Origin of the sequence: Brevundimonas sp. UBA4553, from assembly GCF_002387245.1 — a bacterium.
Lineage (GTDB): Bacteria > Pseudomonadota > Alphaproteobacteria > Caulobacterales > Caulobacteraceae > Brevundimonas.
In genome coordinates, this window is sequence record NZ_DGLD01000013.1 from 109,756 (window position 1) to 123,233 (window position 13,478).

The 13,478-nt window shown below is 67.9% G+C and carries 11 protein-coding genes, 1 tRNA gene and 1 riboswitch; of the genes, 6 read left to right on the forward strand and 6 right to left on the reverse strand.

The window, feature by feature from the left end:
- Positions 1-101 precede the first annotated feature (101 nt).
- The 3 genes from B4A39_RS08170 to B4A39_RS08180 all read left to right on the forward strand — a co-directional run bounded on the left by B4A39_RS08170 (position 102) and on the right by B4A39_RS08180 (position 4,798).
- Positions 102-2,936: a hypothetical protein gene (locus tag B4A39_RS08170; protein ID WP_292035254.1), complete on the forward strand. Its 2,835-nt coding sequence runs from the start codon at positions 102-104 to the stop codon at positions 2,934-2,936.
- A gap of 117 nt (positions 2,937-3,053) precedes the next feature.
- Positions 3,054-3,977: a sulfite exporter TauE/SafE family protein gene (locus B4A39_RS08175; protein ID WP_292035255.1), complete on the forward strand. Its 924-nt coding sequence runs from the start codon at positions 3,054-3,056 to the stop codon at positions 3,975-3,977.
- Positions 3,977-4,798, forward strand: coding sequence for a TIGR02186 family protein (locus B4A39_RS08180; protein WP_292035256.1), 822 nt, complete (start codon positions 3,977-3,979; stop codon positions 4,796-4,798). Before B4A39_RS08175 ends, B4A39_RS08180 begins: the two co-directional genes overlap by 1 nt.
- Positions 4,799-4,911: 113 nt before the next feature.
- Here the strand turns inward: B4A39_RS08180 and B4A39_RS08185 are convergent, their stop codons facing one another.
- The 3 genes from B4A39_RS08185 to B4A39_RS08195 all read right to left on the reverse strand — a co-directional run bounded on the left by B4A39_RS08185 (position 4,912) and on the right by B4A39_RS08195 (position 8,836).
- Positions 4,912-7,083 (reverse strand): 3-hydroxyacyl-CoA dehydrogenase NAD-binding domain-containing protein, encoded by a 2,172-nt coding sequence (locus B4A39_RS08185; RefSeq protein ID WP_292035258.1) that lies wholly within the window; start codon positions 7,081-7,083, stop codon positions 4,912-4,914.
- A 17-nt stretch (positions 7,084-7,100) separates the two neighbouring features.
- Positions 7,101-8,306, reverse strand: a complete 1,206-nt coding sequence (locus B4A39_RS08190) for an acetyl-CoA C-acetyltransferase (RefSeq protein WP_292035260.1) — start codon at positions 8,304-8,306, stop codon at positions 7,101-7,103.
- 152 nt (positions 8,307-8,458) lie between these two features.
- The gene (locus tag B4A39_RS08195) at positions 8,459-8,836 is read right to left on the reverse strand and encodes a VOC family protein (RefSeq protein ID WP_292035262.1); all 378 of its coding nucleotides are present in this window, start codon (positions 8,834-8,836) and stop codon (positions 8,459-8,461) included.
- A gap of 110 nt (positions 8,837-8,946) precedes the next feature.
- Here B4A39_RS08195 and B4A39_RS08200 point away from each other — a divergent pair, with 110 nt between their 5' ends.
- Entirely contained in the window at positions 8,947-9,534 is a 588-nt protein-coding gene (locus B4A39_RS08200) for a hemerythrin domain-containing protein (RefSeq protein WP_292035264.1), read from the forward strand.
- Between the two features lie 16 nt (positions 9,535-9,550).
- Here the strand turns inward: B4A39_RS08200 and B4A39_RS08205 are convergent, their stop codons facing one another.
- The gene (locus tag B4A39_RS08205) at positions 9,551-10,792 is read right to left on the reverse strand and encodes a PQQ-dependent sugar dehydrogenase (RefSeq protein WP_292035266.1); all 1,242 of its coding nucleotides are present in this window, start codon (positions 10,790-10,792) and stop codon (positions 9,551-9,553) included.
- 194 nt (positions 10,793-10,986) lie between these two features.
- On the opposite strand from B4A39_RS08205, the gene B4A39_RS08210 reads away from it, so the two are divergent.
- Positions 10,987-11,063, forward strand: a tRNA-Met gene (locus tag B4A39_RS08210).
- Positions 11,064-11,086: 23 nt separating this feature from the next.
- Here the strand turns inward: B4A39_RS08210 and B4A39_RS08215 are convergent.
- Together B4A39_RS08215 and B4A39_RS08220 are read right to left on the reverse strand one after the other, a co-directional pair.
- Positions 11,087-11,311, reverse strand: coding sequence for a hypothetical protein (locus tag B4A39_RS08215; RefSeq protein WP_292035267.1), 225 nt, complete (start codon positions 11,309-11,311; stop codon positions 11,087-11,089).
- 84 nt (positions 11,312-11,395) lie between these two features.
- The gene (locus tag B4A39_RS08220; RefSeq protein ID WP_292035270.1) at positions 11,396-11,980 is read right to left on the reverse strand and encodes a manganese efflux pump MntP family protein; all 585 of its coding nucleotides are present in this window, start codon (positions 11,978-11,980) and stop codon (positions 11,396-11,398) included.
- 81 nt (positions 11,981-12,061) lie between these two features.
- Positions 12,062-12,162, reverse strand: a riboswitch (yybP-ykoY riboswitch).
- Positions 12,163-12,269: 107 nt separating this feature from the next.
- Here B4A39_RS08220 and rlmN point away from each other — a divergent pair.
- The gene (gene rlmN / locus B4A39_RS08225; protein WP_292035273.1) at positions 12,270-13,445 is read left to right on the forward strand and encodes a 23S rRNA (adenine(2503)-C(2))-methyltransferase RlmN; all 1,176 of its coding nucleotides are present in this window, start codon (positions 12,270-12,272) and stop codon (positions 13,443-13,445) included.
- Positions 13,446-13,478 lie beyond the last annotated feature (33 nt).

Sequence of the window (13,478 nt, forward strand, 5' to 3'; positions counted from 1 at the left end):
AGTGATTCCCTCACCCCAGGCGCCAGATGTTGCGGTTAACGACGCGTTTACACGCTTGATCTGGAGCGGTAGCGTCCCACAAAGACTCGGGAGGCGAATCAGTGAGCGCAGCAGCGCCGTGGAGCGTGAAGGGGATCGACCCCAAGGCTCGCGAGATCGCCAAGGACCTTGCGCGCCGTTCAGGCATGACGCTGGGCGAGTGGCTGAATTCCATGATCATGGACGAGCCGGACGAGGACGAGGGCGTGACCCCTCTGCCGCGCCGCACGCCCATTCCCGACCCCTATGACCGCCGCAGCCGTTCGCGTCGGCTGGACGACGTCTACGGCGTCGAGGAAGACAGCCTGCGCGTCGGCGCGTCGCTGGAAATCATCGCCGGTCGGCTGGAAGCCGCAGAGCGACGCTCGACGGTGGCCATCCAGGGCATTGATCAGGCCGTGGCCGGCCTGGTGCGCCGTCTGGAGAAGCAGGACGAGATCGGCCTGGGCTATGCGCGTCGCATCGACGACATCGCCGACGAACTGCGCGAGGGCCACAAGCGCCTGCGCCGCTTCGAACAGGAGGCCGGTCCGAAGACGGAAGAAGGCTTCGCTCGACTGGACGCGGCCCTGGGCGCGGTCTCCAGCCGCCTGTTCGACCTGGACGAGCGCCAGCGCAGCACCATCGGCGACCTGCGGGAGCGGATGGAGGCGGTGGAGAAGGCCGCCGGCCCCGGCCCCGGCACGGACATCCTGGCCCAGGTCGGCGCGCGTCTGGACGAGGCCCAGGATCGCACGTCGGAAGCCCTGAAGGGGCTGGAGCGCTCGTTCGCGGCCCTTGACCAGCGCCTGCGCGACGCGGAGGGCCGGATCGAGCCCGAGCACGCCCGCGAGGCCGCCCGTTTCGAAAAGCTGGCCGAAACCCTGACCCGACAGGTCGAGGGCAGCCGCGTCGAGATGCTACGCCGCCTCGACGCGGCCGAGACCGAAAGCCGTGTGGACCGGATCGAGCGTGCGCTGGCGGCTGTCGGCGATCAGACCCGCGCCGCCGAGCAGCGCTCGGCCGACGCGGTCGAGGCCATGGGCCGCGAGGTCCTGCGCATCGCCCATAACCTGAACGTGCGGGTCGAGACGGTTGAAAGCGGCGGCGACGCCGGACGCGCCGAGGCCCAGGTCGCGGCCCTGGGGCGCGAACTGAACGACAAGCTGGATCGCGACATGGGCCGTTACGCCCAGGCCATGGACCAGCGGCTGACCCGGTCTGACGACCAGCACGCCCTGGCGCTGGAGCGGCTGGGCGGCGAGATCACCCGGATTTCGGATCGCCTCAGCGAGCGTATCGCCCAATCCGAGCGCCGCTCGGCCCAGGCGCTGGACGACATCGGACGTCGTCTGTCGGAGAACACCGACAAGATCGAACAGCGCCATGATCGCGCGTCGGGCGAACTGGGCGAGCGGATGCGCCAGAGCGAGGAGCGGACCGCGCGTCTGCTCGCCGAGGCGCGCGAAAGCATCGAGCAGCGCGGCAGCCGCGGCGGTCGCCGCGAGACGCCGCTGGAGAGCCCCGAGCCGACGCCGTGGAGCCCCGCCGAAAGCCCGAGCGGCGACTGGCGCGCGGCGGCGTTCGCCGATCCGGTGACCGATCTCTGGTCCGAAGACACGCTGGGCGGCGTTCTGGACGCAGCGCCCTTCCCGACCCCCGTCGCTCGGGACCCCGAGCCGGTCTTCGCCGACCCGCTCGACGTCGAGTTGAACGCGCCGGGCGCCGAGGCTGGATCGCCGGCGGCGCTGTTCGGCTCCGCGCCGGAACGGGCGCATTTCGGCGAGGTTTCGACCTCGTTCAATGACGAACCTGCCGACGTCGATCAGGCGACGTTCAAATCCGCGCTGGACGATTTCGGCGGAGCCGACGTCAGCGACGTGCTGGCCGATCCCGAACCGGTCGTGGCGGGCGGTTTGCCGCCTCTGGTTGATGGACCCGATAGCGAGGACGACGAGTTTTCGGCCGAGATCGATTTCGTCGATCCGCGCGCCTTGCAGGCGGGAGCCGCCGCCGGGCGGGCCTCGACCCGCGACACCCTGGACGCGGCGCGGGCCGCCATGGCCGATGTCGACGAGGCGCCGCGCAAGGGCTTCGGCCTCAAGCGTGGAGGCAAGTCCAAGCTGCAGGAGCGGCTGGACAAGCAGGCGTCGCGCGAAGGCTCGACGATCCGCAAGGCCTTTGGGGCTTCGGCCGTGGCCGTCGTGGTCGTCGGCGGCGGTTACGCCTCGCTGCAGCTGGCCGAGGGCTCGGGCCTGAACCTGCCGGGCGTCGCCGCCCTGACCAGCGGGCCCGTGGCCGGCGCGCCCGAAACCCCCATCGCGGCCGTGGCGCTCGACGCCGCCCCGACCGATGCGGTCCCGTCGCCCGATGTGGCGGCCACCGAGGGCGCGACCCTGTTCGCCCGCGCGATACAGTTGATCGACAACGGCGACGACAGCGGCCTGGAGCCGCTGAAGCGCGCGGCCAACCTGGGTTACGGCCCGGCGCAGATGCGGTTGGCCGGCCTCTATCAGGAAGGCGGCGCTGGGCTGACGCCCGATCCGGTCGAGGCGCGGACCTGGGCGCGACGCGCGGCCGAGGGCGGCGAGCCCCGGGCCATGCACTATTACGCCATGCAGTTGTATGACGGCGAAGGCGGCGTGCGGAACCGCGCCGAGGCCCTGTCCTGGCTCAGGAAGGCGGCCGAAGCCGGTCGCGTCGACAGCCAGTACAATGTCGCCCGTCTGTACGAGAAGGGCGACGAGGGCGTGGCCGCCAATGCGACCGAGGCCTTCAAATGGTACATGATCGCGGCCCGGCGCGGCGACCAGCAGGCCCTGGCGGCGGTGCAGCGGCTGACGCCGCTGACCTCGGCCGAGACGCGTCGGGTGGCGCGCGAGGCGGCGGACGCCTTTACGGTCGATCCGGTCGCATAACGAAGCGCGTCGAAGAGGCGGCGGGGGTGGCGGTTCGTCGCGGCCGCCGCTAAGACCAGAAGCCTAGTCGCCTTTCCGGCGCTGTTCTGCGTTCCCTTCCAGCCGAAGGCGCGTGCCGTGGATATTTACCTGCCGATCGCCGAGGTTTCGGTGAACTGGCCGTTCCTGGTGATGCTGGGCGCGCTGGTCGGCTTTGTCTCGGGCCTGTTCGGCATCGGCGGCGGCTTCCTGATGGCCCCCGTCCTCGTCTTCATGGGTATCCCCCCGACCGTGGCCGTCGCCAGCCAGGCCAGTCACGTCGTCGCCTCCTCGACCTCGGGCGTGATCCGCTATTCGGGGATGAAGGCGGTCGACTATCGCATCGGCGGCATCATGGCCGTGGGCGGGGCCCTGGGCGCGCTCGCGGGCGTCGAGCTGTTCCGCTACCTGCGCCTGCTGGGTCAGGCCGATCTGGTCGTGGCTCTGTCCTATCTGATCTTCCTCGGCGCCATCGGCAGCATGATGCTGTACGAAAGTCTGACGCAGATCCTGCACCGGGTCCGGGGTGAGACCCCGCCAAGGAAGGAACGCCGTCGCCCCATGTGGCTTTACGGCCTGCCGTTCCGCATGCGCTTCCCGCGCTCGGGCCTCTACATCAGCGCCATCCCGCCCTTCGGCCTGGGCGTCTTCGCCGGCATCCTGTCGGCCATCATGGGGGTGGGCGGCGGCTTCATCCTGGTGCCGGCCATGCTCTATGTGCTGCGGATGCGGGCTGGCGTGGTGGTCGGCACCAGCCTGTTCCAGATCATCATCACCACGGCCATCACCACCATCCTGCAGGCCGGGCGCAATCAGACGGTGGACATCGTCCTGTCGACCATTCTGCTGCTGGGCGGGGTGGTCGGGGCCCAGTTCGGGGCCAGGCTGTCGGGCCGGTTCCGGGCCGAGGAGATGCGCGCGGCGCTGGGCCTGATCGTCCTGCTGGTTGGCATCCAGATGGGGCTGGAGCTGTTCGTGCGGCCCAGCGACCTCTTCCTGCTGGCGCCGGGGGTGGGGGACTGATGTTCCAGGCCCTGCCCCCCGAACCCGCCCCTGTCGTCGCCCCGGCTCCGCCTGGCGTCATCGAACGCTCGGTCGCCACCGAGGGCGAGGTGCGCGTCGCTGCGGCCCTGACCGACGCCCAGGTCAAGGTCGACTCCAGCTTCCGCGGCGCCTCCATCGTCCTCTATGGCGCGGTGTTCAACCCGACCGACACACCCGCCGACGTGGTGGTGGTGGTGCGCGGTCCCGACGCCCCGGTGCGTCTGGTGAAGAAGACCCGCAACATGGGGGTCTGGCTGAACAGCCGTCCCGTCCTGTTCGAGGGGGCGCCCGGCTTCTACATGACCGCCTCGACCCGGCCCCTGTCGGACGTGGCCGACTTTGGCCAGTTGCGCCGGCTCGGCGTCGGCGTTGATCACCTGCGCATCGAAGCGCCGCAGGAAAGCCGCACCGTCACCCGCTACGGCGTGCGCGACGTGGTGGTCAGCCGTCTGGGCGAGAACTACCTCGACTGGCGCCGCGCCGTGATCCGGCTGAAGGAGGCTGCGGCCCTCTACAACACCGACCCCGACGGGGTGCAGTTCGTCGACAAGGGCCTGTTCCGCGCCGAGGTCGAGTTGCCCACCGTGGCGCCGACCGGCAAATACTACGCCGAGGTCTGGCTGTTTCAGGAGGGGGCGCCGGTCTCGGTGTCCAACCTGACCCTGACGGTCGAGAAGGTGGGTCTGGAGCGCGACATCTATGAGTTCGCCCATCGGCGGCCGTGGTCCTATGGCGCCCTGTGCGTGATCCTGGCGGCGCTGACCGGCTATGCGGCGTCGCGGGTGTTCAGGAGCAGATAGTAGGGCGCTATCGCTCGGCCCGCGGGGCCTCGGTGCTTGAGCGCGGCAGAGTCCAAAGAAAAAGGGCGGCTCTTGCGAGCCGCCCTTTCCATTTCATTCCAAAGTCAGCCCGATCAGGCTGCCTTCTTCTCCGGAGCGAAGCGGCCGTAGAAGGTTTCGCCCTTGGCGGCCATTTCACGCAGCAACTCCGGCACCTTGAAGCGATCGCCATAGGTGGTGGTCAGGCGGTCGGCGGTCTCGACGAAGGCCTTCAGGCCGGTCTGGTCGATCAAGGTGATCGGGCCGCCCGACCAGGGGGCGAAGCCCCAGCCCAGGATGGCGCCGAGGTCCGCTTCGCGCGGGTCGTCGATGACGCCCTCGGCCCAGCAGCGGGCGACCTCGACGGCCTGACGATAAAGCAGGCGCGTCTTCAGCTCGTCGACCAGTTCCGGGGTCGAGTCGTCGAACTTGACCGGGGCCAGTTCCGACAGGCCCGCCCACAGGGTCTTGGGCTTGGTGTCGTAGTCGTAGAAGCCCTTGCCGTTCTTGCGGCCATAGCGCCCGCCCTCGACCATCCTGGCGACGATGTCGGCGCCTTCCGACGGGACATAGGCGTCGCCCAGGTCGATCGCCGTCTGCTTGGCGATCTTGTAGGAGAGGTCCAGAGCCACGTCGTCGTGCATCTCCAGCGGGCCGCGCGGCATGCCGGTCATGCGACCGACGTTGTCGATCAGGGCGGGAGCATAGCCCTCCTCGAGCATGGCCATGCCTTCCATCAGGAAGGTGGAGAAGCAGCGCGAGGTGTAGAAGCCGCGGCTGTCGTTGACGACAATCGGGGTCTTCTTGATCTTCAGGACGTAGTCGATGGCCTTGGCGATGGCGGCCGGACCGGTCTTCTCGCCGAGAATGATCTCGACCAGCATCATCTTGTCGACGGGCGAGAAGAAGTGGATGCCGATGAAGTCCTCGGGACGGACCGAGGCCTCGGCCAGGCCGGTGATCGGCAGGGTCGAGGTGTTGGAGCCGAAGACGGCGCCCTCGGCCAGTTGCGCCTCGGCGCGCTTCGTCACATCGGCCTTGATCTCACGGTTTTCGAACACGGCCTCGATGACCAGGTCCGACCCCTTGATGTGATCATAGTCCGTCGTCGCCGTGACCAGGGCCAGGGTGGCGTCGAACTTCTCCTGGGTCATCTGGCCGCGCGACAGACGCTTCTTCAGCAGTTCCTCGACGTGGGCCTTGCCCTTGTCGGCGGCTTCCTGGGTCTGGTCGATCAGGACGGTTTCGATGCCGGCCATGACCTGCACATAGGCCACGCCCGCGCCCATCATGCCGGCGCCCAGAACCGTGACCTTCTTGGCGTCCGACTTGGGCACGCCCGCCGGGCGCACGGCGCCCTTGTCCAGTTCCTGCTTGGACAGGAAGAGGCTGCGGATCATGGCCTGGGCCTGCGGTGTCATCAGGGTCTTGATGAAGTAGCGGGTCTCGATGCGCAGGGCGGCGTCCATCGGCACCTGAACGCCTTCGTAGACGGCCTTCATCAGGTTGGTCGCGGCGGGATAGTTGCCGTAGGTCTGCTTGCGGATCATCGCATTGCCGACCAGGAAGTTCTGGATGCCGGCCGGGTGGTAGGGGCCGCCGCCGGGCAGTTTGAAGGACTTGTCGTCCCACGGCTGCACCGCCTTGCCGCCGTTCTTGATCCAGGTCTTGGCGGCCTCGACCGACTGACCCTTTTCAGCGATCTCGTGGACGATGCCGGCGCCCTTGGCGTCGTTCGGGCGGAAGGACTTGCCCTCGGTCATGGCCATCATGGCGGGCTGGACGCCGATCAGGCGCGTCAGGCGCTGGGTGCCGCCGCCGCCGGGGAAGAGGCCGACCTTGATCTCGGGCAGGCCCAGCTGGATCTTGTTGTCGTTCTCGACCACGCGATAGTGGCAAGCCAGCGTCAGTTCCAGCCCGCCGCCGAGCGCCAGGCCGTTGATGGCCGCAGCCACCGGCTTGCCGCAGGTTTCCAGCGCGCGCAGGGCGCCGTTCATCTTCCAGCCGGCGTCATAGGCGTCCTGCAGGCTGGCCCCGCCGATCATGCCGCCGGCGATGTCGCCGAGGTCGGCGCCGGCGCAGAAGCCGGAGGTCTTGCCTGAGGTGATGACGGCGCCCTTGATGGCGTCGTCGGTCTTGATGCGGTCCACCAGCTGCGGGATCTCAGCCATGACGGACGAGGTCAGGGTGTTCATCGAGCGTCCGGGGACGTCGAAGGTGATCAGGGCGATACCGTCGGCGTCGACGTCGATCTTGAAGTTTTCCATGGTCAGTCGCTCCCGGATCAGACGCGTTCGATGACGGTGGCGGTGCCCATTCCGCCGCCGATGCATAGGGTGATGAGGGCGGTTTCCTTGTCCGAGCGTTCCAGCTCGTCCAGCACCACGCCGGTGATCATGGCGCCGGTGGCGCCGAGCGGGTGGCCCATGGCGATGGCGCCGCCGCAGACGTTGATCTTGTCGTGCGGGATGTCGAGCGCCTGCATGTAGCGCAGGACGACGGCGGCGAAGGCCTCGTTCAGCTCATAGAGGTCGATGTCGGTCGACTTCATGCCCAGGCGACCCAGCAGCTTGTTGGTCACGAACTCCGGACCCGTCAGCATGATCGACGGCTCCGAGCCGATCGAGGCGGCGCCGCGGATCTTGGCGCGCGGCTTCAGGCCCAGGGCCTTGCCAGCTTCCAGCGAGCCGATCAGGACGCCTGCTGAACCGTCGACGATGCCCGAGGAGTTGCCCGGCGTGTGGACGTGGTTGACGCGCTCAACCTCGGGGTAGCGCTGGTTGATGACGCTGTCGAAGGCCATCTCGCCCATCATGGCGAAGGAGGCGTTCAACGCGCCGAGCGTCTGCATGTCCGTGTTCGGACGAATGGTCTCGTCATGGTCCAGGCGGACCAGACCCAACTGGTCCAGAACCGGGACGACAGACTTGTTGAAGCGGCCCTCGGCCCAGGACTTGGCCGAACGCTTGTGGCTTTCGACCGAATAGGCGTCCACGTCGGCGCGGCTGAAGCCCCACTTGGTGGCGATCATGTCGGCCGAGACGCCTTGCGGCACGAAATAGGTCGAGAAGGCGCTGGACGGGTCCACCGGCCAGGCGCCGCCATCCGAGCCCATCGGCACGCGGCTCATGGCCTCGACGCCGCCGCCGACGGCGAAATCGGCCTCGCCGGACTTCACCTTGGCGGCCGCCATGTTCACGGCTTCCAGACCCGAGGCGCAGAAGCGGTTGATCTGGACGCCAGCGGTCGTCTGGGCCCAGCCGGCGTTCAGCACGGCGGTCCGGGCGATGTCGGCGCCCTGCTCGCCCACCGGAGAGACGCAGCCGAGGATGACGTCGTCGACCTTGGAGGTATCCAGACCGTTCCGGTCGCGCAGGGCCTGCAGCACCTGGCTGGCCAGCGACAGGGCGGTGATCTCGTGCAGCGAGCCGTCCTTCTTGCCCTTGCCGCGCGGGGTGCGCACGGCGTCGTAGATATAGGCGTCGGCCATGAAATGTCTCTTTCTTTGGGGCCCTGCCGCTTGGCGCGCGGCGCCTCGCTACTTGAGGGACGTGCGTGTGGCGGGACGGGTCTGGAATTGAAACTTGGGGCGTAGAAACCCGACGTTTACGTCAACGTCAAGTAACAACCGGCGTGACCAGGTCACGCGGAGGCGTGACACACGGCTTCAATATTGAAACCGTCTGGGTCCAGGACAAAGGCGGCGTAGTAGTTCGGCCCGTAGCGGCCGCGCAGCCCCGGCGCTCCGTTGTCGCGCCCTCCCGCCGCCAGCGCCGCCGCATGGAAGGCGTCGACCATGGCCCGGCTCTCGGCGCGAAAGGCGACATGGTTTGCTTCTCCCGGTTGGTCCTTGTCGGCTATGACGAAGTCTGGCTCGCTCCCGACGCCGTACAACAGGACGGTCGAAGCGCCGTCTCTCTCCTGCGCGATCAGGTGATAGCCCAGCGGCGCCAAGGCCGCGTCGTAGAAGGCGCGCGAGCGCTCGATGTCATGCACGTCCAAGCCGATATGGTCGATCATCGCCTCTGGGTCTCCTCAGCGCTAACGATTCTCACCTAGCTACACCTTTGGAACGGCCCGGCCGCTCCGGGCGCTTCCCCGTTCAACAATTCAACGCAAAGGGGAGCCCGATGGCCCAGACTTATGAGGACATGGACGCGATCGCCATGCTCAAGGCCGACCACCGCAAGGTGGAGGATATCTTCGCACGCTTTGAGAAGGCGCGCGGCAAGGACCGCAAGAAGGCGCTGGCCGAAGAAGCCTGCCTGGAACTCAAGGTTCACACCATTATCGAGGAGGAGATCTTCTATCCCGCGTGCCGCGGCCAGATCGAAGGGGACCTGCTGAACGAGGCCTATGTCGAGCATGACGCGGCCAAGGTGCTGATCAATGACATCGAAGCCGGCGGCCCGGACGAAGCCTTCTATGAGGCCAAGGTCAAGGTGCTGTCCGAAATGATCGAGCACCACGTCAAGGAGGAGGAAATGCGCTCCGAAGGGCTGTTCAGCCAGGCTCGGGTGGCGGGCCTGGACATGGATGATCTGGCGGACCGGATGCGGACCCGCAAGAAGAGCGCCATGGCCGAGCTCCAGGGACATCCGGAGATCGCGGCCGAGACCCATACCTTCCATGGCGAAGACAACGCCTTCGCCATGGCCGATGAGCCGATGACCCGCAGAGGCGACCTGTCGGAGGCAGGGGTGCGGGAGGCGCGTTGACCTCCCGCCCTATCGGCTATTGAGCGGCGGCGAGCCGGACCAGCTTGCCGTCTTCCTCGTCGGTGATGACCCAGACGGATCCGTCGGCGGCCACGGCCACGTCGCGAATGCGCTCGTTCAGACCGGTCAGCAGGCGCTCCTCGCCAACGACGCGGTTATTCTCCAGCACCAGTCGCGCCAGGTGCTTGCCGCCCAGGCCGGTGACCAGCAGATTGCCGTTCCAGCCGGGGAACATGGGGCCGCTGTAGAAGGTCATGCCGCCAGGCGCGATCACCGGATCCCAGTAGTAGACCGGCTGCTCTGTGCCTTCGCGCGCCGTGACCGCTTCCGGGATGGCCTGGCCGTTGTATTCGACGCCATAGGCGACGCCCGGCCAACCGTAATTCTTGCCGGCCTGATCCAGATTGATCTCGTCTCCGCCGCGCGTGCCGTGTTCCACGGTCCACACGGCGCCCGTACCCGGCTGGACGGCGACGCCCTGCATGTTGCGGTGACCCAGGGACCAGATTTCGGGCTTGGCGCCGGCCTGCCCGACGAAGGGATTGTCGGCCGGCACGCTGCCGTCGGCGTTGATGCGGATGGTCTTGCCCATGTGCGAGCCGAGGTCCTGCGCCTGCGGGCGCATCGGCTTGTCCGAGCGCTCGCCCAGGGTGATGAACAGCTTGCCGTCAGGCGCGAAGGCCAAGGAGGAGCCGAAGTGCTTGTCGCCGTCATAGACGGGCAGGGCGCGGAAGATGACCTGGACGTTCTCGATCTTGGTCAGGTCGTCCGACAGGCGGCCGCGCGCGACCGAGGTGGCGTTGCCGCCTTCGCGCGGTTCGGCGTAGCTCCAGTAGACCATTCGGTCCTGGGCGAAGGCGGGGCTGATGATGACGTCCAGCAGGCCGCCCTGGCCGCGCGCCGAGACGGCCGGCAGGCCGGCGATCGGTGCGCCGACCTGACCCTGGGCCGAAACGACCCGCATCCGTCCCGGCTTCTCGGTCACCAGCCACTGGCCGTCCGGCAGCAGGGCCAGGCCCCAGGGGTGGAGCAGGCCCGAGGCGATGGTCTCGTTGCGAAGCGTCCCGGCGGTCTGGACGCCAGGCGCGCGGGTCTGGCCTTCGAAGGCCGGCTTCTGGTCAGGATTGTTGGCGGGGCGGGTCTCGACGGGCGCGCCCGGCGCCGCCGGCGAGGTCTGGGCGCCCGTCTCGCCATTGGCGCCGCAGGCGGCGGCGAGAACGAGGAGCGAGGCGGAAGCGGCGAGAACGATCGGACGCATGGGGCTCTCCTGGACAGCAGATGTGGCAATCCACAATGAAGCCTTGCCGTTCCCTGCGCGAGCCGAAACCGCCCGCGACCGATCGTCCCGCACGATTTCCCTGCTTAATCGGCTTGAACCCGGTCGAAGGCGGCGATATACGCACGCCTCTCGCGCTGCCTGGTCGTCACGACCTCGCGCGAGCTCCCGTAAGGGGTTGGGTAGCTCAGATGGTTAGAGCGGTGGATTCATAACCCACAGGTCGGCGGTTCGATCCCGCCTCCAACCACCACGGATTTCCCGGTCAGGCGGATTCTAGTTGTTCGGAAGGCGCGATGCGCCGCCGGTGATCTTGCAGACATTGTCCGTCTGGGGGCGGCCGGTTTGCGAGCCGGATGGCGTCAGGATTCCACCGCGCGCGGTGCATTCCGCGCTCAGCTTGTCGTACTCCTGCTGATAGGTGGGGTAGGCCTTGCCGGTGGCGCAGGCGCCCAGGGCGATGGGGGCGACGAGGGCGACGAGAACAAGAGCGGCGCGCATGACGGGAACTCCTTGCAACTGGCGGCTTAACGATTGGCCGAAGTTGGACGTTCCGCCAGTCGCCCGCCGGACGCAAGGCCCTTGTCAGAACGCCAGGACGCCCAGGTGCTCCAGCAGGATCTTCAGGCCGAGCGCGATCAGAGCCAGGCCGCCGATCAGTTCGACCGTCTTGCCGAGCCGCGTTCCCGCCGCCTTGCCGATCAGCAGGCCGAGGGTGGCGAGGGCGAAGGTCGTGGCCCCGATGCAGGCGGCGATCAGCCAGATGTTGGCGCCCAGCAGGGCCAGGCCGACGCCGACCGCGCCGGCGTCGATGGAGGTGCCGACGGCGGTGGCGACCAGGGCCAGCAGACCGCGTGATCCGGCCTTGCCTGCCTCGGCTCCCGCGTCCTCATCCTCGCGTTTCAGGGATTCCCAGATCATCTTGCCGCCGACCGCGCCCAGCAGGCCGAAGGCGATCCAGTGGTCGATGGCCTCGACGAAGCCGGCGGCGGCGACGCCCAGGGCGAAGCCGATCAGCGGGGTGACGGCCTCCACGATCCCGAAGACCAGACCCGAGCGCAGGGCTTGCGGCAGGGTCGGTCGATGCGCCGCGCCCCGGCCGATGGCGGCGGCGAAGGCGTCTGCGGACATGCTGACGGACAGGACGGCGATGGAAAGCGGGGTGATCATGGGGATACGCACTCAGCCGGTCGCGTGACAGCGCCCCCCGGGCGCAGGCCGGCTCGGCCCCCAGGGTGCGCTGGTCTCGCTAGGCGGACGGATCCGCTGGTCGCACCATGTCCGCGACGGACAAGTGTGTTGACGCGACCCCGGCTGGGCTATGCCGGAAGCTACTCCCCAACGGGCGCTGCTCTAGCGGCTGCGACGCCGGGGTTCAACCCGGAACTGGCCGGAGGCGACAAGACGCCCCATCTGTGCTAGACGCCGCGCCTTCACCCCCGCCGCAGGATATTCAGCCTTGAGCATCACGCTCGACCTTTCGCGTGCTTCCGCCGCAGTAAAAGCCCCCGTCAACCTGTCCGGTCTGACGCGCGAGGGCCTGCGCAATGCGTTGATCGAAGCGAAGATCTGCCCGCCTGAGAAGGCGAAGATGCGCGCCTCGCAGGTCTGGCGCTGGATCCACCACTACGGCGTCACCGACTTCGCCCTGATGAGCGACATCGGCAAGGAGACCCGCGCGGCCCTGGCTGACGTCTTCACCCTGGCTCGCCCCGAGATCGTCGAGCGTCAGGTGTCGAAGGACGGCACGCGCAAATACCTGATCCGCACCGCTCCGGGCATCGAGGTCGAAGCCGTCTACATTCCCGACGTGGGCCGGGCCGGCGCCCTGTGCGTCTCGTCCCAGGTCGGCTGCACCCTGAACTGCACCTTCTGCCACACCGGCACGCAAAAGCTGGTGCGTAACCTGACGACCGCCGAGATCGTGGCCCAGGTCCAGGTGGCCCGCGACGACCTGGAGGAATGGCCGTCGCCCAAGGAAGACCGCCGCCTGTCCAACATCGTCTTCATGGGCATGGGCGAGCCGCTCTACAATCTGGACAGCGTCGCCGACGCCATCGACATCATCTCCGACAATGAAGGCATCGCCCTGTCGCGCCGCCGCATCACGGTCTCGACCTCGGGCGTCGTGCCACAACTCCAGGCTCTGGGCGACCGCACGGCGGCCATGCTGGCGATCAGCCTGCACGCCACCAACGACGCCCTGCGCGACAAGCTGGTGCCGCTGAACAAGAAGTATCCGCTGGACCAGTTGATGGCCGGCATCCGCGCCTATCCAGGCCTGGCCAATACGCGCCGGGTGACGTTCGAATACGTCATGCTGAAAGGCGTCAACGACAGCCCCGACGAGGCCCGCGCCCTGGTCAAGCTGATCGAGGGCATCCCGTCAAAGGTCAACCTGATCCCGTTCAATCCCTGGCCCGGCACCGACTATGAGTGCTCGGACTGGAAGACCATCGAACGCTTCGCCGCCATCCTGAACAAGGCCGGCTACGCCTCGCCCATCCGCACCCCGCGCGGCCGCGACATCCTGGCCGCCTGCGGGCAGCTGAAGTCCGAGAGCGAGAAGCAGAGGGCCAGCGCGCGGATCAAGGCTGAGCGCGAGGCGGACGGAGACGACGCCGCGGTGGCATGATGTCGCTGACCTCGGTCTAACGCTGTTTTCCTG